This is a genomic window from Aquitalea aquatica, from assembly GCF_013911085.1.
GTDB classification, from domain to species: Bacteria; Pseudomonadota; Gammaproteobacteria; order Burkholderiales; family Chromobacteriaceae; genus Aquitalea; species Aquitalea aquatica.
In genome coordinates this window covers 1-22,500 of the sequence record NZ_JACERN010000006.1, presented here as the reverse complement: position 1 = coordinate 22,500, position 22,500 = coordinate 1, and the positions used below count along the sequence as shown (strand labels likewise).

Here is a 22,500-nt window from a genome sequence, read left to right as displayed (position 1 = left end):
CGAAGACTTTGAATCCTCATCCCTAGAGTTAGGCAGAACTATGCTTACCGGTAGCTTGGTTGCCCTGGTCACCCCGATGACCACAGATGGTCGGGTCGACTTCGAATCGCTCTCCCGCCTCGTTGATTTCCACATCGAAAACGGAACCAGCGGCATTGTCGCCGTCGGCACCACTGGCGAATCCGCCACCCTGGCCGTTGCTGAACACATGCAGGTAGTCGAAGCCGTCATCAAACAAGCCAAGGGACGCGTCAAGGTGATCGCTGGCACCGGGGCAAACTCCACCGCCGAAGCCATCGAACTGGCCGCACATGCCAAACAGGCTGGTGCCGACATGACCCTGTCTGTCGTGCCCTACTACAACAAGCCGACCCAAGAAGGCATGTACCGCCACTTCCGCGCCATTGCAGAAAGTGTCGACATCCCGGTGATCCTGTATAACGTACCGGGACGTACCGTTGCCGACATGAACAACGACACGGTGCTGCGTCTGACTCAGGTACCCGGCATCATCGGCCTTAAAGACGCCACCGGCGATATCGGCCGCGCCTGCGACCTCATCAGCCGTGTTCCTAAGAATTTCGCGCTGTATTCTGGCGATGACGCCACTGGCATGGCTTTCATGCTGTGCGGAGGCAATGGGGTGATTTCGGTTACTTCCAACGTGGCACCGAAACTGATGAGCCAGATGTGTGACGCCGCCATCGCTGGCAATGCTGCGCTGGCTCGCGAACTGAATGACAAGTTGCAGGGTCTGCACAAGCAGCTGTTTGCCGAACCCAATCCGATTCCGGCCAAATGGGTACTGCAAGAGCTGGGTCTGATCCCTGCCGGTATCCGCCTGCCCCTTCATGTCATGTCGGAAAGTCTGCGCCCGCAACTGACCGCCGCCATGAAGCAGGCTGAACTCATCTAACCCCCTGACGACAAGGGAGTCCGCATGAAACGAAGCGCGCCCGCCGCGATTCTGCTGGCAACCGGCATCCTCGCCGGTTGCAGCACCTCCAACCCGCTGGAAAAGAAACTGGACTACAAGTCCGCCGAGCCGCCGAAACTGGGTAACTCGCTGGAAGTACCACCAGACCTGACCACCCCCCAAATCCAGAACAAATATGTGATCCCGTCGACCGGCACTGCATCGGCTCTGGCCAATAGCAACAATGCCGCCGCCGCACAGCAAGCAGCAACACAGCCGGTAACGACTGAAACGGTTGCCATCAAGAGCATCGACAACATCACCATGGAGCGTGCGGGCACCCAGCGTTGGCTCGCCGTGAAGGGCAAGTCACCTGCCGAATTGTGGCCGGTACTGAAAGCCTTTTGGCAGGAAAATGGTTTTGTCATCAAAACCGAAGAGCCTGACCTTGGCATCATGGAAACCGACTGGGCCGAAAATCGTGCCAAGCTGCCAGCGGATGGTATTCGCAAGCTGATGGAAACCGTGGGCTTGGGCGGCGCGATGTCGACTCCGGAGCGCGACAAATTCCGCATCCGTCTGGAAAAAACCACTAACGGCACCGAAATCTACTTCTCACATCGTGGCATGTACGAAACCTTCATCAACGAAGGCAAGTCGGACACCATGTGGCAGCCCCGTCCAGTCGACCCGAATCTGGAAGCCGAATTGCTGGGTCGCTTCATGATCCGCATGGGCATTACCGAGGAGAAGGCCAAGGAAGCGCTCAAGCAAACGCAGACAGTAGCAGACAAGCCTAAAGAAGCCATTGTCGATGGCAAGCTGAACATCAACGACAGCTTTGACCGCGCCTGGCGCCGTGTAGGCCTGGCTCTGGATCGTATCGGCTTGGTCGTCAATGATCGCGACCGCTCGCAAGGCATTTACTATGTGAAGCCTGCCAAGGGTGAGCTGGACAAGAACGACAACAGTTCCAGTGGTGGCTTCTGGTCAAGCCTGGCTTTCTGGAAGAGCAAGGACACTGAAGACAAGAGCAGCAACCCCACCGGGCCGGAATACCGCATTCTGGTCAAGGATGTCGGCAATGGTCTAAGCACGCTTGCAGTACAAGACAAACAAGGCAAACAGCTGTCCGACAGTTTTGCCAAATCTGTCCTGTCCAAGCTTCAGACCGAACTGCAGTAAAGCCAGTACATTCCTAGACGAAAAGCCCGCACAAGCGGGCTTTTTTCTTACCAGCGCCGGAACAAACATCAGCCTTCCGGAGCATGGACGTAAAAAAACCGGCCGAAGCCGGTTTTTGGTGCTTTCGCGCTGAATTACTGAGCAGCGGAAGCAGCCGGAGCGGAAGCAGCAGCAGCGGAAGCGTCAGCAGCCGGAGCGGAAGCGTCAGCAGCCGGAGCGGAAGCATCAGCAGCCGGAGCGGAAGCTTCAACAGCAGGAGCGGAAGCTTCAGCCGGAGCATCAGCTTTCTTACCGCAAGCGGACAGAGCAACGGCCAGCAGGGCAGCAACGAGGAGCGACTGTTTCATTTTTTCTTGACCTTTAAAGATAAGTTAACAAGACGTCAATTTAATCGCCCAAGCTGTTTTGGATATGACTGGGCGACTGAAAATCTTTCAGTGCGCAAATTGTATCACGAAAAAAATTGCTGTGTAGGGGGGCAAGCCAGCAAAAACGCCACCAACCCTACTGCAACCTCCCGCAATGCAGCATTCCCGGCAAAATAGACGTTTGAACGCCAATCCATGCGGGGTAGCAGCCTTGCTATGTGTACATTTGAACATCTGATGTGGTTATTTTGCTACAGACTGCGGAAAATGCCAATAACCAGTTAAGTATCCTTGGTACAGCTGATCCAATAACGACGGCCTGATGTCTGCAGCCGACAAGCGGCGCTGGTTAGCAAACTGTTGCCACACAGCAACATCATCCGGTTCGATTTCGAGAAGCTCACCATTGCAATAGAACATTTCATTGCGGAACAGGATAAGGCTCTTGCGGTCCAGTTCAATACCCGACTCGGCCAGCGCAGCAGCAAATTCGTCTTCGTCCAGCTCATCGTCAGGCGCATCGTAGAATACATGTGGCTTGGGTTCTGTCAGATAGTGGCCGAGAAAGTCGCTGACAATCTGTTTGTCCCAGCTAATCTGGCTCAGCATCTGGCTGACCTTGTCCACCATCTCGTCACTGATGCGTGCCGGATCCGGTTGGCGTTGCAGCTCCGGGTCGGCGTAGCGTCCTTCCAGGCAGATGCGATCCTGCATGTACACCAGGAACTGTGTGGCCAATTCCTGCGTCGGCGCAGCACGGAAGCCGATTGAATAGGTCATCCCCGGCTCCAGCGCCACACCATAGTGTGCACACTTGGGGGGCAGGTAAAGCATATCGCCATGCTCTAGTACGAACTCCTCTTCAACACGGAAATCCTGCAATACCCTGATGGGCGCATCCGGGATGAAATCATCATCTGCTTGGGAAGATATCTGCCAGCGCTTGCTCCCTCCTACTTGCAGCAGGAAAACATCGTAGGAATCGAAATGCGGCCCGACCGTGCCACCCGGCGGGGCATAGCTGATCATCAGGTCGTCCAGCCTGGAGAAGGGGATAAAATCGAATTGCCACAGGATTTTGTCGATATGCGGCAAGTGATGATTGACGTTCTGTACCAGAATGGTCCAGTCGGTTTCTCCCAGCTTGCGGAAACGGGCGGGACGGAAGGGGCCACGCTCCAGATGCCATTTACCGTTACGGTTTTCGATCAGGCGCGATTCAACATCCTCTTGCATCGCCAGCTCGGACAGGCATTTGAAATCAACATGCGGCCCCACATCAGTCAGTGTGCCGCGAATCAGCAAAGGTTTTTTTTGCCAGTAATCTTGAAGGAACTCTTCAGGGGTGAGTCCACCCAGCAATGTCATCGGTTTCATGGCAGTTTCACGGGCTTGCAGGCCCTTCTATGGTTTACAATACGTTCAAGCGGCTGTTCCGCACCATTCCTTGCAGGAGAAGGAAGACTCGCGCTCCCTGCCCTGTCAAGATTTTTCATTTCATCCCGGACAATTTCTGATGCAAATCGCCAAAGATACCGTCGTTACCCTCCACTACGAGATGTTCGACGCGGAGAATACTCTCCTCGACAAAACCGAAGAACCGATTGCCTACCTGCACGGTGGCTATGATGGCATCTTCCCGCTGGTGGAAGAGGCACTGCACGGCAAGGCAGTTGGCGACTCCGTGGACGTCAAGCTGACCCCGGATGATGCCTTCGGTGATCCGGAAGAAGAGCTGGTTCGCGTCGAAGATCTGGACGTATTCCCGGCAGATGTTGAAGTTGGCATGATGTTCGAAGCCGACGATCCGGAAACCGGCGATGTGCTGCTGTTCCGTGTCACCGACATCGCTGACGGCAAAGCCATTGTTGATGCTAACCACCCGCTGGCTGGCCAGACCATCCGTTTCGTTGCCAAGGTAACCGAAGTGCGCGCGGCCACTGCTGAAGAACTCAGCCACGGCCATGTACACGGTGCCCACGGCCACCACCACTAAGCCATGACGACCGGCATATGCCGGTCTGTCTGTGCTCAAATAGGCGCAGCTTGAGTCCCGTTCACGGGACAAGGGCTACGCCTGTTTTCATTTCAAGCTAGCACTCACCGAAGAGTGCTAGCTGGTATGCCGCTCTGGTCCGGACGCCCAATACAGAGATATCGCACAGCCTGCCCTAGCAGACAGGCCACACGCCGTCCCCACATTGACTGACCTCACCATCCAGCTATCTACACCTGCAGACAATCCCTCAGGAATAGCGCAGGCGCCAGCATGCCGTTGTAATCAAACCATCCCCTTGATGCAAGGCAAGCAAGCACGAATGATTCACCGACAAACAGCCGATTCGCAGCACACCCGCGCAATACAGCAACAAAGAGCAAATCACGGCTCAGTTATCCGCCATCTGCCCTATGCTTACCCGGTCCAGCCCGGCAAGGTCCGGCAGGGTCGCCACATTCTGCAAGCCGGCAGAGCGCAGCAACTGGCGCACGACGTCTCCCTGATCGAAACCATGCTCCAGCATCAGCCAGCCTCCGGCTTTCAAGCGTGCCGGCGCGCCAGCAATGATCTCGCGTAGGCAACTCAGACCGTCATGCTCATCGGTCAGTGCCATGCGTGGCTCAAAGCGCACATCACCTTCGGCGAGATGATGGTCGTGCTGTTCGATATATGGCGGATTGGAAACAATCAAATCAAAGCCAGCCAACTCACCCAGTGGCTGATACCAGCTGCCCTGCTGAAAACGAACACTTGCGCCCAACTGCTGTGCATTGCCCATGGCGACTTGTAAGGCATCCGGTGACAGATCCACTGCCGACACCACCCAGGCCGCTGCTTCCAGCGCCAGCGTAATGGCAATGGCCCCGCTGCCACAGCCCAAATCAACCACTTGCGCCGGTGCCTGCCCCAGCCGTTCTAATGCAGCCTCGACCAGATGTTCGGTTTCCGGGCGGGGAATCAACACCGCCGGGCTGACCCGAAAGTTGCGGCCATAGAACTCGCGTTCGCCCAGTAGATAGGCCATGGGCTCACCCTGCAGCCGGCGCAGAGCCAGTTGCTCGAACTGGCTGGTTTCCGCTTCGCTCAACAGCAGATCGGGATCAGCAATCAACCGGGCATGGGTCAAACCAGGACGCACATGCTGCAGCAGCATGCGCGCTTCCAGCCGGGGCAAGGGATGGCGTCGCAGCGCCTGTTGCAGTGTCAGCATGTCTAGAGCAGGAAAAGAGTGGCCAGGCCGAGAAAGATGAAGAAACCACCAGAGTCGGTACAGGCGGTGATCAGCACGCTGGAACCCAGCGCCGGGTCACGCCCCAGTTTTTGCATCAGCGAAGGAATCAGCACGCCCATGGTGGCTGCCAACATCAGATTGAGCGTCATGGCTGCCAGCATGACCAGCCCCAGCGATAGTCGTCCATACAGGGCCCAGGCAATCAGGCCAATGGCACCACCCCAGACCAGACCATTGATAATGCTGACACCCAGCTCCTTGCGCCACAGCCGCCAGGCCTGGCCGATCTGCATCTGCCCCATGGCCAGCGCCCGCACAATCATGGTGATGGTCTGGTTGCCCGAATTGCCACCGATACCGGCCACAATAGGCATCAGAGCCGCCAGCGCCACCAACTGGTTGATGGAATGTTCAAACGCACCGATTACCCGCGAAGCGACAAAGGCAGTGCACAAATTGATGGCCAGCCATGACCAGCGATTCTTTACCGAATCCACCACCGGGGCGAACAGGTCTTCTTCTTCCTTGAGGCCCGCCAGATTCAGCACTTCGCTGTCTGACTCCTCGCGCATGACGTCGACCATTTCATCCACGGTGAGCCGGCCAATCAGCGCACCACGCTCGTCGACCACCGGGGCCGATACCAGATCGTAGCGCTCGAAAGCCAGTGCAGCATCGCGCGCTTCGTCTTCCGGCTGAAAGGACACGACCTCGGTCGCCATGACTTCGGACACCATTTGTTCCGGGTCAGCTACCAGCAGGCTGCGCAAAGGCAGTACACCACACAGCACTTCTTGGGCATCCAGTACGAAAATCTTGTCGGTCTGATGTGGCAGCTCATCGAAGCGCCGCAGATAGCGCAATACCACTTCGCAACTGACATCGGCCCGGATTTTCACCAGCTCGAAGTCCATCAGCGCGCCGATGCTGCCCTCCGGATAGGACAGGGCCGATTGCAACTGTTCGCGCTCGGCTTCATCCAGCTCCCCCATCACTTCGTAGACCACCTGACGCGGCAGGTCGCCAGCGAGGTCAGCCAACTCATCGGTATCCAGCTGACGCGCGGCCGCAACCAGTTCGTCCGGCTCCATGGATTCGATCAGGGTTTCGCGCACCGCATCGGAAACTTCCAGCAGGATGTCACCATCCTGTTGTGACTTGACGCGTTCCCACACCAGCAAGCGCTCGTCCAGCGGCAAGGCTTCCAGGATGTAGGCAATATCCGCCGGGTGCAGGCTTTGCAGCCTTTGCTCCAGCTCTTGCAGCACATTAGCGGCAGCCGCACGCTCATCGCGCTCGTGATGCAGCTCAATCAGCCGTTGTACCTCGGCCAGGCTTTCGCTCAATCGTTCAGCAGTTTGTTTTTTTTCGACAACCGTCAAGCACAACTCCTTCCGCCGGGGCGACAGAAGCTGGGCAGCACAGTCGGAACGGCGGGAATCAACTACGGGAAAGGGGGTAGCCAGCGGCTATGGGGTAACTGGGTAAGTCCATGTGCAATACCGCGCTTTACAGCGCGGCAGAACGGATAAACAAGGCGGGAATTGTAACACGAGCATTCCCCGGCCTTCCAGCCGGGGAGATATGCCGTGCCATGGCTTAAGGCAGGTCGGCGTACTGCATGCGCCGCTGGATGATGCGGGTTTTTCGCGCCAGGCCGGGCGCACCACGATGCTCGTCGTAGTAGCGCGGATTGGGCACCATGGCAGCCAGCTTTGCTGCCTGGCCGGCAGACAGGCGCGCGGCACTGGTGTGGAAGTAATAACGGGCCGCAGCTTCGGCACCAAAGACACCATTACCCCACTCGATCACGTTCAGATAGATCTCGAAAATACGCCGCTTGTCGAGAACGTTCTCCAGCATGACGGTGATCACCGCTTCCTCCAGCTTGCGCCAAGGCGTTTTCTTGCTGGACAGGAACAGGTTCTTCGCCAGTTGCTGGCTGATGGTGGAACCGCCGGCAACGATATGGCCCTGTTTCAGGTTTTTCTCGAAGGCCGCCTCAATGCCATCCCAGTCGAAACCTTCATGGTCGGCAAACTTGGCGTCTTCAGCAGCAATCAGCGCCCGCTTGAGATTGGGCGAAATCTGACCATAGGCAACCCATTTCTGCCGCAACTCGGCATTAGGGTCATCCTCCTGCAGCTTGGCCAGCTGTTCGTTCATGAAGGCACTGGCTTCAGGATTATGGTTCCGCCAGTACACCACGTGCGCCAGAATCCACAGGTTGTACAACACAATGGCGGCCACCAGGACCGCCATAATTTTCAGAAAGAGACGCATTGGATCAGGCCAGCACTTCCCTCAACATATTGGTGACCTTGCGGGTATCCGGCTGTACACCGCGCCAGATATGGAAGGACTCGGCAGCCTGTTCCACCAGCATGCCCAAGCCATCGGCCAGCATGCCGGCATTTTCGCTCTGGGCACGCTTGAGGAAAGGCGTCAGACCCTTGCTGTACACCATGTCGTAGGCCAGGGTGCGCGCAGTGAAAATATTGGCCGGTAGGGGCGGAATTTCGTTGTGCAGGCTGGTCGAGGTGCCATTGATGATGATGTCGAAGGTTTTGCCTTCCAGCGCCTCGTAGCCGCTGGCCACCACTTCGCCCCAGGGGGAAAAATGATGGGCAATCGATTCGGCCTTGATCAGGGTACGATTGGCAATGGTCACTCGGGCTGGCTTCTGCTCCAGAATCGGTTCCAGCACACCACGCACGGCACCACCGGCCCCCAGGATCAGGATGCTCTTGCCCGCCATGGGGAAGTCCAGGTTTTCCACGATGTCGCGCACCAGCCCAACACCGTCGGTATTGTCGCCAAACACTTTGCCATCACGGAAAGTCAGGGTATTCACGGCCTCGGCAGCGCGTGCCCGCTCGGTAACTTCCTGAGCAAAGCGGTAGGCATCGCCTTTGAACGGCAAGGTGACATTCAGCCCCAGACCGCCGGCACGGACAAACTCACTGACCACTTCGTTGAACTTGCCCAGCTCGGCAAACAGCTTTTCGTACTGGATGGTTTCACCAGTGGCATTGGCAAATTCATTGTGGATAAACGGCGACTGGCTATGGGAAACGGGGTTACCGATGACGGCGTAACGGTTGATCATGATCAGCTTTCTTGGATTCCTGTGGTGCTTCCGCGTCGTGCGGTTCATCTGCTGAGGTAGCACTTTGCCGTGTAACGTCATAAACATCAACCGGTCAATACCCCTGTCCAAACAATAAGGTCGTGCTCAGCCCTGCACCCAGGGCAGGCCATGCGCCTTCCAGCCAGTCAGCTGGCCACGATGCTCGTGCTCGTCCTTGTCGCCCTCGAAACCTTCCAGTACGTTGTAAACCCGGGTGTAACCAGCAGCACGGGCTTGCGTAGCCGCCTCGTGTGAGCGCACACCACTACGACACATCAGCAACAACACAGCCTGCTTATCGACGGCGCCTTGCAATTGCTCGGTAAATTGCGCATTAACCTGCATGCCGGGAAAGCTGCGCAGCTCGATGCGCAAGGCACCGGGCACCACGCCGACAAACTGCCATTCGGCCGCACTGCGCACATCCACCAACACGGTACCAGGCAGATGCTGGGCCAGATAATATGCCTCGGGCGGAGTCAGCGCGCCCTGATACGACAGTTGCAGGGCAGCCGCGCGTTCTGCGGCCGTTTGCAGGATCAAATCAGTCTGGTCCATTGCTTTCCTCTCTTTGTAATAGGTTCATGCCACGATGCCGGCAGGGCTGCAGTCATCACGCACGACTGGGTGCACAAATATAGTGCAAACGCACCACGAGCTGCATTATTTTGGTGCATTCATAACAACTAGCCGTGTACCAAGCCCTGTGACACAATGATTACATTAGTGTTCGTACCCTGGCACGCTTCATGCTTCCAGTGAGGCGTACCATCTTTATCAAGCAATATTGCTTTCGATGCACGTTGCCTTTAGGAGAACATTCATGGCGGTTGCAGACGTAGTCAAGCTGATTCAAGAAAACGACGTCAAGTTCGTAGACCTGCGCTTTACTGATACCCGTGGTAAAGAACAACACGTTACCATCCCGGCACACGTTCTGCTGGAAGATGCTGACGAATGGTTCGAGCGCGGCCACGCTTTCGACGGCTCCTCCATCGCTGGCTGGAAAGGCATTCAGGCCTCCGACATGCTGCTGATGGCTGACCCGGCTACCGCCAAGATTGACCCCTTCTTCGACGAAGCTACCGTATTCATGTCGTGTGACGTGATCGACCCGGCCGACGGCAAGGGTTACGACCGCGATCCGCGCTCCATCGCCAAGCGCGCCGAAGCCTACCTGAAGGCATCCGGCATGGGCGATACCGCCTACTTTGGCCCGGAACCAGAATTCTTCGTCTTCGACAGCATCACCTGGGGCACCGACATGTCCGGCTGCTTCGTGAAGATCAAGTCCGAAGAAGCTGCCTGGGCCTCCGCTGAAGAATTCGAAGGTGGCAACACCGGTCACCGTCCGGGCGTCAAGGGTGGTTACTTCCCGGTTCCGCCGGTTGACTCCGCACAAGACCTGCGCTCCGCCATGGTGCTGCTGCTGGAAGAACTGGGCGTACCGGTTGAAGTGCATCACCACGAAGTGGCCACTGCCGGCCAGATGGAAATCGGTACCAAGTTCAGCACCCTGACCCAGCGTGCCGACTGGACCCAAATCCTGAAGTACGTGGTACAGAACGTGGCACACAGCTACGGCAAGACCGCTACCTTCATGCCCAAGCCCATCGTTGGCGACAACGGCTCCGGCATGCACGTGCACCAGTCCATCTGGAAAGACGGCAAAAACCTGTTTGCCGGTGACGGCTACGCTGGCCTGTCTGAAACTGCCCTGTACTACATCGGCGGTATCATCAAGCACGCCAAGGCACTGAACGCCATCACCAACCCGGGCACCAACTCCTACAAGCGTCTGGTACCGCATTACGAAGCACCGGTGAAACTGGCCTACTCCGCCAAGAACCGTTCCGCTTCCATCCGTATCCCGCACGTAGCCAATCCGAAGGGCCGTCGTATCGAAGCCCGCTTCCCGGATCCGCTGGCTAACCCGTACCTGTGCTTCTCCGCTCTGCTGATGGCTGGTCTGGATGGTATCCAGAACAAGATCCACCCGGGCGATGCGGCTGACAAGAACCTGTACGACCTGCCGCCGGAAGAAGACAAGCTGATCCCGACCGTATGCGCCAGCCTGGACGAAGCCCTGGCAGCACTGGACGCAGACCGCGACTTCCTGACCCGTGGCGGTGTGTTCTCCAACGAGTGGATCGACGCCTACATCGAACTGAAGATGCAGGAAGTGAACCTGACCCGCATGACTACCCACCCGGTAGAATTTGCGATGTACTACTCGCTGTAATGACCAGATACCGCCGGAGCCTTCCGGCGGCTGTGGCAAAACCCGCACGGCTCATGGCCCTGCGGGTTTTTTCATGCCGACCAGCCCAACGACAGGCCGATGTGACGCGGGGCGGGCTTTTGCTTATCATATCGCTACTACCATCCTGTTTTTCTTGCTGATGCGGACTCCCATGAAAACGCTTGCCTTTTGTCTGCTGCTCAGTTGCAGCCTCGCCCAGGCCGAGGTGTACAAATACATAGACGCCAATGGCAATGTCACCTTCACCAATGTGCCGATCAAGGGCGCCAAGCCCATGCATCTGGCTCCCTTGTCCACGTATGGCAACAGCAGCAAGAGCAAGCCCGCCAGTAGCGCTGGTGGCAAGCCTGCCTCCACCCCGGATGGCTATCCCAATGTCGACAACGGCACCCAGAACAAGCGCGATCAAGGCCGACGCAAGATTCTGGAAAACGAGTTGGCCAATGAGCAAAAAGCACTGGCTGACGCCCAGAAGGCTTACACCGACGGAGCCGCCACCCGCAATGGCGATGAAACCCGTAACTACCAGAAATACCTCGACCGGGTGCAGAAACTGAAAGACGCGGTCACCGAGCGGCAGAAGAATGTGGATGCGCTACGCCGCGAATTGGGGCAGGCCACATCATCTGCACAATAATGGTGCATAATTAACTCCGTAATCGTGCATTCGCTGTGCTCTGGCTTGGCGTGCTTATTGCTAATAGCACCAGGCACAGCCCCCTTCGATCCGGAGCACCATGAACTCTCCCAGCTTTGCCGGCCTGGAATTACTCGACACCCCGGTCCTGATCACGACCGCCGACGGTGTACTGGAATTCGCCAATCCCGCGTGTGAAAACCTGTTGGCCATCGGCCGGCGCGAGCTATTGCGCCACACGCTGTTTGAGCTGTTCCAGGACAGCCCGGCCCTGCGCCAGGCGCTGAGCACCGCCCTGCAGCACAACGCTGGCTATATCGAACACGATCTGGAACTACGCACCCCGCATGGTGAGCAGCCGCTGCACATTGCCCTCTCGGTGACGCCGGTCGATGCTGAAAGCCGGCTGGCACTGGTGGAATTACGGCCACTCGACCAGCAGCTGAAAATCGCCAACGAAGAGAGGCTATTGCTGCAACAGCAGGCTAATCGCGAGCTGATCCGCAATCTGGCGCATGAAATCAAGAATCCGCTGGGCGGCATTCGCGGTGCGGCACAGCTGCTGGAACACGAGCTGTCCGACCGGCCGGAGCTGAAGGAATACACCGAAGTCATCCAGGAAGAAGCACTGCGCCTGCAGTCTCTGGTTGACCGCCTGCTGGCTCCGCACCGCCGCCATGTGCGCAGCGAAATCAATATCCACGAAGTACTGGAACGGGTGCGCAGCATTGCCCTGGCCGAGTATCCACAAGGGCTGTCCATCCGTCGCGACTATGACACCAGCCTGCCGCAGATGGTGGCGGACAAGGAGCAGCTGATTCAGGTGGTGCTGAATATCGTCAAGAACGCCATCCAGGCCATGAAGGGTAATGGTGAGGTGATTTTGCGCACCCGAGTGGCCCGCCAGGTGACGCTGGCGCGCAAGCGTCATGGGCTGGCATTAAAATTGCAGATTGTCGACAACGGCCCCGGCATTCCGGAGGAAATCAGGGATCACATTTTCTATCCGCTGGTGACCGGACGCGCCGAAGGCACCGGTTTGGGGCTGACACTGGCCCAGGCCTATGTGCACCAGCATGGCGGCAGCATCGAATTCGAATCCCGCCCTGGCCAGACCTGCTTTACCGTAATGCTGCCTTTCAGCAATACGGATTGAACCCAAATAACAGAAACGAGGGCTGCTATGAATAACCCGGTGTGGATCATCGATGACGACAAAGCCATCCGCTGGGTACTGGAAAAGGCGCTAGGCCGCAGCGGCATCGGCTTTGACAGCTTTTCCAGTGCAGACGACGCACTCAATGCCCTGTATGACAACACCCCGCGCGTGATCATTTCCGATATCCGCATGCCGGGTACTGATGGCTTGAAGTTCCTGTCGCGGGTCAAGGCCGACCACCCGCAATTGCCGGTCATCATCATGACTGCGCACTCTGATCTGGATTCGGCCGTGGCCGCGTTTCAGGGCGGGGCTTTCGAATACCTGCCCAAACCCTTTGATGTCGACCAGGCGGTGCAGCTGATCGAGCGCGCACTGGCCGAAAGCAATAGCCAGATCGAAGCCAGCGGCGGCGTGGAAGCCATGCCGGTGCTGCTAGGCCAGGCTCCTGCCATGCAGGATGTATTCCGCGCCATTGGCCGCCTGTCGCAATCGCATGTCACCGTGCTGATTACCGGTGAATCCGGTACCGGCAAGGAAAGGGTGGCCGAAGCGCTGCACCGTCACTCGGTACGGGCGAGCAAGCCCTTCATCGCCCTGAACACCGCCGCCATCCCGAAAGACCTGCTGGAGTCCGAACTGTTCGGCCATGAAAAAGGTGCGTTTACCGGCGCACTGGCCACCCGTCGCGGCCGCTTTGAAGAAGCCGAAGGCGGCACGCTGTTTCTGGATGAAATCGGCGACATGCCCACCGAGCTGCAAACCCGCCTGCTGCGTGTGCTGTCGGACGGACACTTCTACCGCGTGGGCGGCCATGTGCCGATCAAGGCCAATGTGCGGGTGATTGCCGCCACCCACCAGCATCTGGAAGACCGGGTCAAACGCGGCCTGTTCCGTGAAGACCTGTTCCACCGCCTGAACGTGATCCGCCTGCGCCTGCCACCGCTGCGCGAACGGCGCGAAGATATTCCGCTGCTGACCCGCCACTTTCTGGCCAAGAGCGCCAGCAGCCTGGGGGTGGAGCCGAAGCGGCTGACCGATGCGGCGATGGAGGTGATCAAGTTCCACAGCTTCACCGGCAATGTGCGCGAGCTGGAAAACCTGTGTCAGTGGATTACCGTGATGGCACCGGGCCAGCAAGTCGAGGTGGGCGACCTGCCGGCCGAACTGCGCGAACCGGAAGCCACCAGCCCGGTGACGGACGGTGAAGGCAGCCCGGTCGCCAGCAACAGCGTGCATGTGGTGGACTGGACGCTAGGCCTGGCCGAAGAGGTGGCACGCCGTCTGCGCGCTGGCGAGGTGGGCATCATCGACGATCTGTGCCGGCGCTTTGAGGAAAGCTGCATTCGCACTGGCCTGGCACACACCGGCGGGCGCAAGGTGGAAGCAGCGCATCTGCTGGGCTGGGGCCGCAACACCCTCACCCGCAAGATTCAGGAACTGGGCATGGAAGCCCATGACGAGCAGGCCTGAAGCACAGTACCGTGCATCAGCCCTCCAGCACGGTCAGCCCGGGGAGCGTGGCAAAGCTGCGCTCCCGCACCGTACTCAGGAAATCCTGCATATAGGCTAGCCCGGCATCCTCGCTGCGCAAGGCAGCGTACAGCTCGCTGCTCAGCCCCTGCTCACCAATCCGCCGCGCCACCACATAGCCGCGCTCCAGATAAGGCTTGACGGCCCAGAACGGCAGGGCCGCCACGCCGCGCCGGCTGGCCACCAGCTGGATGATGGCCACCGTCAGCTCGCTGGTACGGCGCAACGGGCTGACCCTGGCCGGCAGCAGTACCTTGCGCCATAAGTCCAGCATCTCGTCCGGCACCGGATAGTGAATCAGCGTTTCATTGGCAAAGTCCTGCGCCTGCCACACCTTCTTTTCCGCCAGCGGATGATCACGCGCCACAATGCCCACCATCTCATAGGCAAACAAGGGCTGGTGGACGATGCCGGCCTGCGGCTCGGCCTCCGACACGATGGCCAGATCAGCGCGCCGCGTCAGCAATAGCCCTACCGGGTCGGCATGAAAACCGGAAACAATGTCCAGCTCCACTGCCGGCCAGTGCTGGCGAAAGCTGTCCATGGCCGGCATCAGCCAGTCGAAACAGGTGTGGCACTCCACCGCCACCCGCAGCTCCCCCGCCTCGCCCTGGCGGATGCGCGCCAGATCGCGCTCGGCGGATGCCACCTTGTCCAGCAAATCACGCGCCAATGCCAGCAGGCGCTCGCCAGCCAGGGTAAAGCGCAGCGGCTGGGTTTTGCGTTCGAACAGCGGCTGCTGGTAATACGCCTCCAGCTGCTTGAGCTGGTGCGACAGGGCCGACTGGGTAAGAAACACCCGCTCGGCTGCCAGTGACACACTGCCGGTTTCCTGCAGGGCAATCAGCGTACGCAGATGACGTAGTTCCAGCATGGCGTGGGCTTTCCGATAATCATGAATTAAATTCATTCAAAACAACAAAAAAATGAGTTTGAATCATACAGCAGATTCACCGATGCTGGGGACACTGACAGACAAGGACCCCACCATGACCACACTGCACCTGGCCGGCTTTCCCCGCATCGGCGCCAAACGTGAACTCAAATTCCTGCTGGAAAATTTCTGGCAAGGCCAGATAGACGAACAAGCCCTGCGCCAGGGCGCACGCTCACTGCGCCAGCGCCATTGGCTGCTGCAAAAGGGAGCGGGCATCCAGCTGTCGCCCGTGGGCGACTTTTCGCTGTACGACCATGTGCTGGACGCTCAGATTCTGGTGGGTGCCATTCCGGCCCGCTTCGGCTTTGACCCTGCCCGGCTGGACAGCGCGCAATACTTCCAGCTGGCACGCGGCAATAGCCGCCAGCCCGCACTGGAAATGACCAAATGGTTCGATACCAACTACCACTATCTGGTACCGGAATGGCAGGCGGATACCGCTTTCAGCGCCACCCCCGCGCCGCTGCTGGCCCAATTGGCCGAAGCGCGCGCGCTGGGCATCCAGGCCAAACCGGTGCTGATCGGGCCGCTCACCCTGCTGTGGCTGGGCAAATGCAAGGGTGGCGACTTTGACCGTTTGCAATTGCTGCCAGCCCTGCTGCGTTGCTACCAGAGCCTGTTGCAAGCCATGCAGCAACAGGGCGTGTCCTGGGTACAGCTGGATGAACCCATTCTGGCGCTGGACCTGCCAGCAGACTGGTTGGCGGCCTTTGCCCCGGCCTATCAGCAACTGGCTGCCAGCAGCCCGCTCAAGCTATTGCTGGCAACTTACTTTGGCAGCGTCGCCCAGCATGCCCCGCTATTGCACAGCCTGCCGGTCGCCGGCCTGCATCTGGACCTGGTCCGCGCACCGGAGCAACTGACCCACTTCATGCAGCAGTGGCCGGATGACAAGGTGCTGTCTGCCGGCGTGGTGGATGGCCGCAATGTCTGGCGCAGCGACCTGAGCGCCGTGCTGGCACAGCTGGAGCCGGTGGCCGCACAACTGGGCGAGCGCCTGTGGCTGGCACCCAGCTGCTCGCTGCTGCACAGCCCCTTCGATGTGGCAGCCGAAACCGAAATGGATGCCGATATCCGCAGCTGGCTGGCCTTTGCCGTACAAAGACTGAACGAACTGAAGCTGCTGCAGCGCGGGCTGGAGCAGGGCCGTGCCAGCATCAGTAATGAACTGCAATCCAGCGACCATGTGCAGGCACAGCGCCGCAGCAGCCCGCTGATTCACCGGCCGGCCGTGCAGCAGCGTCTGGCCTCGCTGCCAGCCGGCGCCGACCAGCGCCCCCTGCCCTTTGCCCAGCGCATTGCCCAACAGCAGGCCTGGCTCAAACTGCCGCTGCTGCCCACCACCACCATCGGCTCTTTCCCGCAAACCGCCAGCATCCGCAGCGCTCGGGCAGCCTTCAAGCGCGGTGAACTGGACACAGCCAGTTACGAACAGGCCATGCAGGAAGAAATCACCCTGGCCATTCGCCGCCAAGAAGCATTGGGACTGGATGTGCTGGTACATGGCGAAGCCGAACGTAACGACATGGTGGAATACTTCGGCGAACAGCTGAACGGTTTTGCTTTTACCCGGCTGGGCTGGGTGCAGAGCTATGGCAGCCGCTGCGTCAAACCACCCATTATCGTCGGCGATGTGGCCCGGCCGCAGCCGATGACCGTGCGCTGGGCCGTCTATGCACAAAGCCTGAGCACGCGCCCGGTAAAAGGCATGCTGACCGGCCCGGTCACCATGCTGCAGTGGAGCTTTGTCCGCAACGATCTGCCACGCAGCACGGTTTGCAAGCAGATTGCCCTGGCACTGAACGAAGAAGTGCTGGATCTGGAAAACGCCGGCATCCGCATCATCCAGATCGACGAACCGGCCATTCGCGAAGGCCTGCCCCTGCAGCAGGCACAGCAAGCGGCTTATCTGCAGTGGGCGGGCGAGGCTTTCCGCCTGTGCAGCTGGCGCATTGATGACAGCACCCAGATTCACACTCATATGTGCTACTCGGAATTTGGCGACATCCTGCCGCAGATTGCCGCACTGGACGCCGACGTGATCACCATCGAAACCTCACGCTCCGACATGGCCCTGCTGCAAGACTTTGCCGATTTCCGCTACCCCAATGACATCGGCCCCGGGGTGTACGACATCCACAGCCCGCGCGTGCCAGCCGAGGCCGAAATGGCAGCCCTGCTGGACAAGGCCTTGCAGGTGATTCCGGCCGAACGCTTGTGGGTCAATCCCGATTGCGGACTGAAAACCCGTAGCTGGCCAGAGGTGGAAGCTGCGCTGGCCAATATGGTGAGTGTGGCGAAAAGGCTGCGCCAGCAGTTGGCAGCACGGCTTAGCTAACCGTCATTCATTGCATTTATTGAAAAGTATTTTTAATATTTATTTACCAAGACTCTCTCTCAGGGCCTTCGCGGCCCGCTTGGTACCCGCTGATCAGGGCTCCTTCGGGAGCCCTCTTTTTTTGGCGTAACCAAAAGCGGCCCGCACTCACCCGGCCATCCACCATAGGAAATGGCCAGGCTACTGTAGCGGATGCTGATGCTACTTTTCAGTTGGATAAAATACTCCTGGCCACATAAAATGCCGATAAATCAACAGGGAGTACCGAATTGACCGAATCCTGCACCGACCGCCTGAATGCCTTATTGCAGCACTTTCCAGTGCATGCGCGCATGTTTCATTCCGGATCCCTGTGCGGGATCACCGATTTCACGGCAGCCGGCGCAGTCGGACAGCTGCACCTGATCCGCTCCGGCGCCATGGAAATCATTCATCCGGGCCAGCCCACGCTATATGTGAATGAGCCCAGCCTGCTGTTCTATCCACGGCCCATGGCCCGTCGTTTCATCACCGACCCGGTGTGCGGTGCCGACCTGACCTGTGCCGAGCTGCATTTTGCTGGCGGCAGCGATAACCCTATCGTCAACGGCTTGCCGGATGTGATCTGCCTGCCACTGGAGACGATTGATGGTGCCGCGCCGGTGCTGGCGCTGCTATTCGAGGAGGCCTTCAGCGAGCGCTGCGGCCGCCACGCCCTGATCGACAAGCTATTCGAAGTGGTGCTGATCCAGCTGCTGCGGCAACTGATGGAAAGCAAAGAGATCAATGGCGGTATGCTGGCTGGCTTGTCTCATCCCAAATTGCGCAAGGCGCTGGTCGCCATGCACGAGCAGCCCGGCCAGGAATGGTCGCTGGATGCGCTGGCCACCATCGCCGGCATGTCGCGCAGCGTGTTCGCCAGCAGCTTTCGCCACACGGTCGGCAGTACGCCAGGGGCTTATTTGCAGAACTGGCGCGTCCGGCTGACGCAACAAGCCTTACAGCGCGGAGAGTCGCTGAAGATGATCGCCATTGCCGTCGGTTATGGCAGCGAAGCCGCACTGTCGCGTGCGTTCAAGGCGCAGTGCGGGCTGAGTCCCCGCGAGTGGCGGCAGCTGCGTGAGCAGGATACGCCCGGCTGAAGTCGCCCAGCCCAGCAGCTGATGAGGCAACACTGGCCATGCCAGCAGGCAGCAAAAAGCCCCTCGCAAGGGGCTAGGGCTGGCGGTTAACTACCAGACAATCAGGGCTTGAGCATGCCGGGGGTCATCATCACCTTCAGGCGTACCTGTTCCAGATCGTGGCGCACCCGATGATTCAGCCACCATACCGAGCCTTTTTTCACGCTCCACAACAACGGTTGTTCACCCAGCAACAGGGCCGACAGCCGGCCGATATACGGCTGATGGCCGACCAGCACGATGGTCTTGCCCGCTTCCGGCCAGTTCACGGCTTTCAATACCTGCTCGACGGATGCATCCGGATTCAGCTCCGGCATGACAGTAAAGCGCTTGCTTAGCAGCGCCGCTGTCTGCTGCGAACGTTTGGCTTCCGATGCCAGCAGGATGAAATCCTCCGGCAGACGATCGCGCAGCCACTGAGCCATCTGGCTGGCTTGTTGCTGGCCATTACGGGTCAACGCCCGGGCCAGATCATCAGAACCATCCTCTGCTTCGGCATGACGCCACAGGATCAGATCCATTTTTCACCTCCGTTATTGTTGTTGGCGCTTGCTCACACCACAGCACGGGACAGTGTCACCTGCCATGGCGCGACAACACGCAGTGTACTGCGCCTGCCGCCGCTTGCGGCACGCTTCCCGCGCGGCAAAACTAGCAGCGCTAGCCTACACCAGGCTTGTGTCAGCCACATGTCGGACAAACACTTACCCGACACGGTAAATCCTGACGCTAGTGCAGTAGCGGTGCCAGCAAGGGCACCAGAATGGCGGTGACCACGCCATTAAGCCCCATCGCCAGTCCGGCGAAAGCGCCGGCAGTCTCAGACAGCTGAAACACCCGCGCCGTTCCGATACCGTGTGCCGAAATACCGGTAGCAGTACCCAACACCATATCGTCGCCCATGCCCAGCAAGGAAAACAGCGGCTTGACGATGACCGCACCAAAAATACCAGACAGGATGACAAACATCGCCGATAGCTCGGGAATGCCGCCCACGCCCTGCGATACACTCATGGCAATCGGCGTGGTCACCGCACGTGTGGTCAGCGACAACAACACCTGCTGCGGCAATTGCAACAGCCAGCCTATGCCCACCGCACTGACGATACCGACCAGCCCGCCAAACAAGATGGTGATGGCCAGCGGGCCGGCCGCACGCTTCAGCCGCGACAGATTGCCGTATAGCGGCACCGCCAGCGCGACGGTGGCTGGACCCAACAGCATCTGTACCATCACCCCGCCCTTCATGTAGTCGCGGTAGCTGGTGCTGGTGGCCAGCAGCCAGCCCAGCAACAACAGCACGCCGATCAGCACCGGGTTGGACAGCGGATGCCCCTTGCAGCGGCGGTTGAACAGCACTGCCAGCTTATAGGCCAGCAAGGTGACAAATACCCCGCTTAACGGCGAAGTACGCATGACCTCAACGGCAGCCATCGGATTCATGCCTCCTCCTTGTGCCGATGGCGCGCCAACAGCAACTTCAGCAACAGGCCGGGCAATAGCAAGGTCAAGGTGGTGGACGCCGCCAGTACCACCAGCAATTGCCAGCCGAAACCGGCCAGCAAATCACGATAGGCCAGCACGGCTGCGCCAGCAGGAATGAACAGCAGCGACAGATGTGACAGAAAACGCGGCACATTCAGCTTCATGCTGTCCGGCACCGACTTGCGCGCAGCCAGCGTGCAAAACAGTAGCAACATGCCCAACACCGGGCCGGGCAAAGGCAGGGAAAAGCTGCGGCTGATCAGCTCGCCAGCCAGCTGGTAACCCACCAGCCACAACAGGGTTTCTATCATGATCATCATTCCGCCTGTAGCAGCGCACCACTACAAGCCAGGCCGTCGGCCAAAATCGGGCTTTCATCATACCTGCGGCTGCTGCAGTGCGGTATAAACAGACAAGGCCATTGTCGTATTACTGTCAACAAACAGGACAAGCCTTGTCCGGCTTTGGCATAATGCGCGCCATGATTCAGGATACACACTGGCTGCCGCAGCCCCCCGACCTTGCCCCCGGCTTGCTGGCCTTCGTCAGCGAAGCCGGATCGCTCACCGAGCGACTGCTGGCCACCGGCCACCGCTTCGGTGTGCAGGTATTGTCACAAGGTGCCAGCCAGGCCAACCCGGACGAGCTCGCCCTGCTTGCCCTGCCGGCCGACAGCCTGCTGTATGCCCGCCATGTACTGCTGACCCTGGACGACACCCCGGTGGTGTACGCCCGCAGCATCGCCCGGCTGGACTGCCCGATATGGCAGCCCATTCTGGACCGTGGCAGCCGTTCGCTCGGACTCACCCTGTTTGGCGGCCTGCCACAGCTGCAGCGCGGCCCGCTGCACTATCAGCAACTGGGTCCGTCCCATCCCTTGCACCAGGCCTGTGCAAGCGATAGCACCAGCCTGACGGCACGCCGCTGCCGCTTTGTACTGGAACAGGCCCCGCTGGTGGTATGCGAGCTATTCCTGCCCGCCCTGGAGGACTTCACCTGATGAACACCGCCCTGCTCAAGGACCGCTACACCGTTTACAAGCAGCTGATGCGCATGGACAAGCCCATCGGCACCCTGCTCTTGCTGTGGCCCACGCTGTGGGGGCTGTGGATTGCCGGCAATGGCAAGCCGGATGCCGTGGTGGTAGTGATTTTCGTACTCGGCACCTTCCTGATGCGCTCGGCCGGCTGCGTCATCAACGACTATGCCGACCGCCATTACGACATGCATGTGGAGCGCACCAGCCAGCGCCCGTTTGCCCGGGGCGCGGTAACCGAGCGCGAAGCGCTGTGGCTGGCGCTGGCGCTGGCCATCGTCTCTTTCCTGCTGATCCTGCCGCTGAACCGGCTGACCTGGCTGATGAGCGTGCCTGCGGTTTTCGTGGCCGCCAGCTACCCCTTCACCAAGCGCTTCTTTCCCATGCCGCAGGCCTATCTGGGCATCGCCTTTTCCTTTGGCATCCCCATGGCTTTTGCCGCGCTCACCGATCATGTACCACTGCTGGCCTGGCTGCTGCTGCTGGCCAACGCCTTCTGGACCGTAGCCTACGATACCGCCTATGCCATGGCGGACAAGCCGGATGATCTGAAGATCGGCATCAAGACTTCAGCCATCACCTTTGGCGATCACGACGTCACCGGCATCATGCTGTGCCATGCCGTATTCATCATCATGATGGCGGGCATCGGCTGGCAGCTGGCACTGGGCTGGCCTTTCTTTGCCGCGCTGGCCATCTGCCTGTTGCTGATCGCCAAGCAGTACCGGGAAATCCGCACTCGCGACCGCAAGCTGTGCTTCAAGGCCTTTCTGGACAACAACCAAGTGGGCGCCGTGCTGATGGCAGGTATCGTGCTCAGTTATCTGTTGAAGTGATGGAGTAGCTGGGCAGCTGGGCGGTGTAACGACAGGGCGGGAATCTACTCCAGCGAATGATGGTTTACCTGCCGCTTCCGCGCGGCGGACGGGAAAGAGGGCTTGCCTGGCCAAGCCCTCCTTCACCTCCAAGGCCACCCCACAAGCATGGCCTGCGGCTGCCCGACAGGACCCGACCGAGGAGAGGCGCGCCTGAACTCGCGATTTGCTAAGGTCAAATCGCTCAAACAGGGCAGGCGCTTAAGACCTCGCCCCGGCCACCCGTCGGCATGCTTGACGGGGCCCAT

Annotated in this window: 22 protein-coding genes; 11 read left to right on the top strand and 11 right to left on the bottom strand. The window is 59.2% G+C overall.

Annotated elements, in window-relative coordinates; genetic code table 11:
- Positions 1 to 40: 40 nt before the first annotated feature.
- Together dapA and bamC are read left to right on the top strand one after the other, a co-directional pair.
- Positions 41 to 916, top strand: a complete 876-nt coding sequence (gene dapA, locus H2Z84_RS01900) for a 4-hydroxy-tetrahydrodipicolinate synthase (RefSeq protein ID WP_181834472.1) — start codon at positions 41 to 43, stop codon at positions 914 to 916.
- Between the two features lie 24 nt (positions 917 to 940).
- A complete protein-coding gene (gene bamC, locus H2Z84_RS01895; RefSeq protein ID WP_181834471.1) occupies positions 941 to 2,101 on the top strand; it encodes an NlpB/DapX family lipoprotein in 1,161 nt (386 codons plus the stop codon).
- A 134-nt stretch (positions 2,102 to 2,235) separates the two neighbouring features.
- Here bamC and H2Z84_RS01890 read toward each other — a convergent pair whose 3' ends face one another.
- Together H2Z84_RS01890 and H2Z84_RS01885 are read right to left on the bottom strand one after the other, a co-directional pair.
- Complete coding sequence (locus H2Z84_RS01890) at positions 2,236 to 2,448, bottom strand: hypothetical protein (protein WP_045847607.1); 213 nt, start codon at positions 2,446 to 2,448, stop codon at positions 2,236 to 2,238.
- Between the two features lie 264 nt (positions 2,449 to 2,712).
- Entirely contained in the window at positions 2,713 to 3,846 is a 1,134-nt protein-coding gene (locus H2Z84_RS01885) for a ribosomal protein uL16 3-hydroxylase (protein WP_181834470.1), read from the bottom strand.
- A 139-nt stretch (positions 3,847 to 3,985) separates the two neighbouring features.
- Here H2Z84_RS01885 and H2Z84_RS01880 point away from each other — a divergent pair, with 139 nt between their 5' ends.
- Positions 3,986 to 4,465, top strand: coding sequence for an FKBP-type peptidyl-prolyl cis-trans isomerase (locus H2Z84_RS01880; RefSeq protein WP_059287093.1), 480 nt, complete (start codon positions 3,986 to 3,988; stop codon positions 4,463 to 4,465).
- Between the two features lie 391 nt (positions 4,466 to 4,856).
- Here the strand turns inward: H2Z84_RS01880 and prmC are convergent, their stop codons facing one another.
- The 5 genes from prmC to H2Z84_RS01855 all read right to left on the bottom strand — a co-directional run bounded on the left by prmC (position 4,857) and on the right by H2Z84_RS01855 (position 9,387).
- Positions 4,857 to 5,678: a peptide chain release factor N(5)-glutamine methyltransferase gene (prmC, locus tag H2Z84_RS01875; RefSeq protein WP_181834469.1), complete on the bottom strand. Its 822-nt coding sequence runs from the start codon at positions 5,676 to 5,678 to the stop codon at positions 4,857 to 4,859.
- A gap of 2 nt (positions 5,679 to 5,680) precedes the next feature.
- On the bottom strand, positions 5,681 to 7,045 hold the full coding sequence (gene mgtE, locus H2Z84_RS01870) for a magnesium transporter (RefSeq protein ID WP_439823296.1): 1,365 nt from the start codon (positions 7,043 to 7,045) through the stop codon (positions 5,681 to 5,683).
- A gap of 253 nt (positions 7,046 to 7,298) precedes the next feature.
- The gene (gene mtgA, locus H2Z84_RS01865) at positions 7,299 to 7,982 is read right to left on the bottom strand and encodes a monofunctional biosynthetic peptidoglycan transglycosylase (RefSeq protein WP_181834467.1); all 684 of its coding nucleotides are present in this window, start codon (positions 7,980 to 7,982) and stop codon (positions 7,299 to 7,301) included.
- Between the two features lie 4 nt (positions 7,983 to 7,986).
- Positions 7,987 to 8,808: a shikimate dehydrogenase gene (aroE, locus tag H2Z84_RS01860; protein ID WP_181834466.1), complete on the bottom strand. Its 822-nt coding sequence runs from the start codon at positions 8,806 to 8,808 to the stop codon at positions 7,987 to 7,989.
- A gap of 126 nt (positions 8,809 to 8,934) precedes the next feature.
- Positions 8,935 to 9,387: a rhodanese-like domain-containing protein gene (locus tag H2Z84_RS01855; protein ID WP_181834465.1), complete on the bottom strand. Its 453-nt coding sequence runs from the start codon at positions 9,385 to 9,387 to the stop codon at positions 8,935 to 8,937.
- A gap of 265 nt (positions 9,388 to 9,652) precedes the next feature.
- On the opposite strand from H2Z84_RS01855, the gene glnA reads away from it, so the two are divergent.
- From glnA to ntrC, 4 genes are all read left to right on the top strand, one after another.
- On the top strand, positions 9,653 to 11,071 hold the full coding sequence (glnA, locus tag H2Z84_RS01850) for a type I glutamate--ammonia ligase (RefSeq protein WP_103526459.1): 1,419 nt from the start codon (positions 9,653 to 9,655) through the stop codon (positions 11,069 to 11,071).
- Positions 11,072 to 11,243: 172 nt separating this feature from the next.
- Complete coding sequence (locus H2Z84_RS01845) at positions 11,244 to 11,729, top strand: DUF4124 domain-containing protein (RefSeq protein ID WP_181834464.1); 486 nt, start codon at positions 11,244 to 11,246, stop codon at positions 11,727 to 11,729.
- Between the two features lie 100 nt (positions 11,730 to 11,829).
- Positions 11,830 to 12,885 carry a nitrogen regulation protein NR(II) gene (glnL, locus tag H2Z84_RS01840; RefSeq protein WP_181834463.1) on the top strand — a complete coding sequence of 352 codons (1,056 nt, stop codon included), beginning with the start codon at positions 11,830 to 11,832 and terminating at the stop codon, positions 12,883 to 12,885.
- A gap of 27 nt (positions 12,886 to 12,912) precedes the next feature.
- Positions 12,913 to 14,361: a nitrogen regulation protein NR(I) gene (gene ntrC, locus H2Z84_RS01835; RefSeq protein ID WP_181834462.1), complete on the top strand. Its 1,449-nt coding sequence runs from the start codon at positions 12,913 to 12,915 to the stop codon at positions 14,359 to 14,361.
- Between the two features lie 16 nt (positions 14,362 to 14,377).
- Here the strand turns inward: ntrC and H2Z84_RS01830 are convergent, their stop codons facing one another.
- Positions 14,378 to 15,295, bottom strand: a complete 918-nt coding sequence (locus tag H2Z84_RS01830; protein ID WP_181834461.1) for a LysR family transcriptional regulator — start codon at positions 15,293 to 15,295, stop codon at positions 14,378 to 14,380.
- Positions 15,296 to 15,410: 115 nt separating this feature from the next.
- Here H2Z84_RS01830 and metE point away from each other — a divergent pair, with 115 nt between their 5' ends.
- Both metE and H2Z84_RS01820 read left to right on the top strand, forming a co-directional pair.
- Positions 15,411 to 17,696 (top strand): 5-methyltetrahydropteroyltriglutamate--homocysteine S-methyltransferase, encoded by a 2,286-nt coding sequence (gene metE, locus H2Z84_RS01825; RefSeq protein WP_181834460.1) that lies wholly within the window; start codon positions 15,411 to 15,413, stop codon positions 17,694 to 17,696.
- Positions 17,697 to 17,965: 269 nt separating this feature from the next.
- Positions 17,966 to 18,817: an AraC family transcriptional regulator gene (locus H2Z84_RS01820; protein ID WP_220272661.1), complete on the top strand. Its 852-nt coding sequence runs from the start codon at positions 17,966 to 17,968 to the stop codon at positions 18,815 to 18,817.
- Between the two features lie 101 nt (positions 18,818 to 18,918).
- Here H2Z84_RS01820 and H2Z84_RS01815 read toward each other — a convergent pair whose 3' ends face one another.
- The 3 genes from H2Z84_RS01815 to H2Z84_RS01805 form a co-directional block, all read right to left on the bottom strand.
- Complete coding sequence (locus tag H2Z84_RS01815) at positions 18,919 to 19,377, bottom strand: SixA phosphatase family protein (protein WP_181834458.1); 459 nt, start codon at positions 19,375 to 19,377, stop codon at positions 18,919 to 18,921.
- A 208-nt stretch (positions 19,378 to 19,585) separates the two neighbouring features.
- A complete protein-coding gene (locus H2Z84_RS01810; RefSeq protein ID WP_181834457.1) occupies positions 19,586 to 20,299 on the bottom strand; it encodes an LrgB family protein in 714 nt (237 codons plus the stop codon).
- Positions 20,296 to 20,652, bottom strand: a complete 357-nt coding sequence (locus H2Z84_RS01805; protein WP_124644711.1) for a CidA/LrgA family protein — start codon at positions 20,650 to 20,652, stop codon at positions 20,296 to 20,298. The genes H2Z84_RS01810 and H2Z84_RS01805 overlap by 4 nt, the downstream gene beginning before the upstream one ends.
- 170 nt (positions 20,653 to 20,822) lie before the next feature.
- Between H2Z84_RS01805 and H2Z84_RS01800 the strand changes: the two genes are divergently transcribed.
- Both H2Z84_RS01800 and ubiA read left to right on the top strand, forming a co-directional pair.
- Positions 20,823 to 21,341 carry a chorismate--pyruvate lyase family protein gene (locus H2Z84_RS01800; RefSeq protein WP_258869261.1) on the top strand — a complete coding sequence of 173 codons (519 nt, stop codon included), beginning with the start codon at positions 20,823 to 20,825 and terminating at the stop codon, positions 21,339 to 21,341.
- Positions 21,341 to 22,213, top strand: a complete 873-nt coding sequence (gene ubiA / locus H2Z84_RS01795) for a 4-hydroxybenzoate octaprenyltransferase (protein WP_181834455.1) — start codon at positions 21,341 to 21,343, stop codon at positions 22,211 to 22,213. The genes H2Z84_RS01800 and ubiA overlap by 1 nt, the downstream gene beginning before the upstream one ends.
- Positions 22,214 to 22,500 lie beyond the last annotated feature (287 nt).

Coding starts and splice junctions, on each gene's coding strand:
- dapA (WP_181834472.1), top strand. CDS start 41: ATGCTTACCGGTAGCTTGGTTGCCCTGGTCACCCCGATGACCACAGAT.
- bamC (WP_181834471.1), top strand. CDS start 941: ATGAAACGAAGCGCGCCCGCCGCGATTCTGCTGGCAACCGGCATCCTC.
- H2Z84_RS01890 (WP_045847607.1), bottom strand. CDS start 2,448: ATGAAACAGTCGCTCCTCGTTGCTGCCCTGCTGGCCGTTGCTCTGTCC.
- H2Z84_RS01885 (WP_181834470.1), bottom strand. CDS start 3,846: ATGAAACCGATGACATTGCTGGGTGGACTCACCCCTGAAGAGTTCCTT.
- H2Z84_RS01880 (WP_059287093.1), top strand. CDS start 3,986: ATGCAAATCGCCAAAGATACCGTCGTTACCCTCCACTACGAGATGTTC.
- prmC (WP_181834469.1), bottom strand. CDS start 5,678: ATGCTGACACTGCAACAGGCGCTGCGACGCCATCCCTTGCCCCGGCTG.
- mtgA (WP_181834467.1), bottom strand. CDS start 7,982: ATGCGTCTCTTTCTGAAAATTATGGCGGTCCTGGTGGCCGCCATTGTG.
- aroE (WP_181834466.1), bottom strand. CDS start 8,808: ATGATCAACCGTTACGCCGTCATCGGTAACCCCGTTTCCCATAGCCAG.
- H2Z84_RS01855 (WP_181834465.1), bottom strand. CDS start 9,387: ATGGACCAGACTGATTTGATCCTGCAAACGGCCGCAGAACGCGCGGCT.
- glnA (WP_103526459.1), top strand. CDS start 9,653: ATGGCGGTTGCAGACGTAGTCAAGCTGATTCAAGAAAACGACGTCAAG.
- H2Z84_RS01845 (WP_181834464.1), top strand. CDS start 11,244: ATGAAAACGCTTGCCTTTTGTCTGCTGCTCAGTTGCAGCCTCGCCCAG.
- glnL (WP_181834463.1), top strand. CDS start 11,830: ATGAACTCTCCCAGCTTTGCCGGCCTGGAATTACTCGACACCCCGGTC.
- ntrC (WP_181834462.1), top strand. CDS start 12,913: ATGAATAACCCGGTGTGGATCATCGATGACGACAAAGCCATCCGCTGG.
- H2Z84_RS01830 (WP_181834461.1), bottom strand. CDS start 15,295: ATGCTGGAACTACGTCATCTGCGTACGCTGATTGCCCTGCAGGAAACC.
- metE (WP_181834460.1), top strand. CDS start 15,411: ATGACCACACTGCACCTGGCCGGCTTTCCCCGCATCGGCGCCAAACGT.
- H2Z84_RS01815 (WP_181834458.1), bottom strand. CDS start 19,377: ATGGATCTGATCCTGTGGCGTCATGCCGAAGCAGAGGATGGTTCTGAT.
- H2Z84_RS01810 (WP_181834457.1), bottom strand. CDS start 20,299: ATGAATCCGATGGCTGCCGTTGAGGTCATGCGTACTTCGCCGTTAAGC.
- H2Z84_RS01805 (WP_124644711.1), bottom strand. CDS start 20,652: ATGATAGAAACCCTGTTGTGGCTGGTGGGTTACCAGCTGGCTGGCGAG.
- H2Z84_RS01800 (WP_258869261.1), top strand. CDS start 20,823: ATGATTCAGGATACACACTGGCTGCCGCAGCCCCCCGACCTTGCCCCC.
- ubiA (WP_181834455.1), top strand. CDS start 21,341: ATGAACACCGCCCTGCTCAAGGACCGCTACACCGTTTACAAGCAGCTG.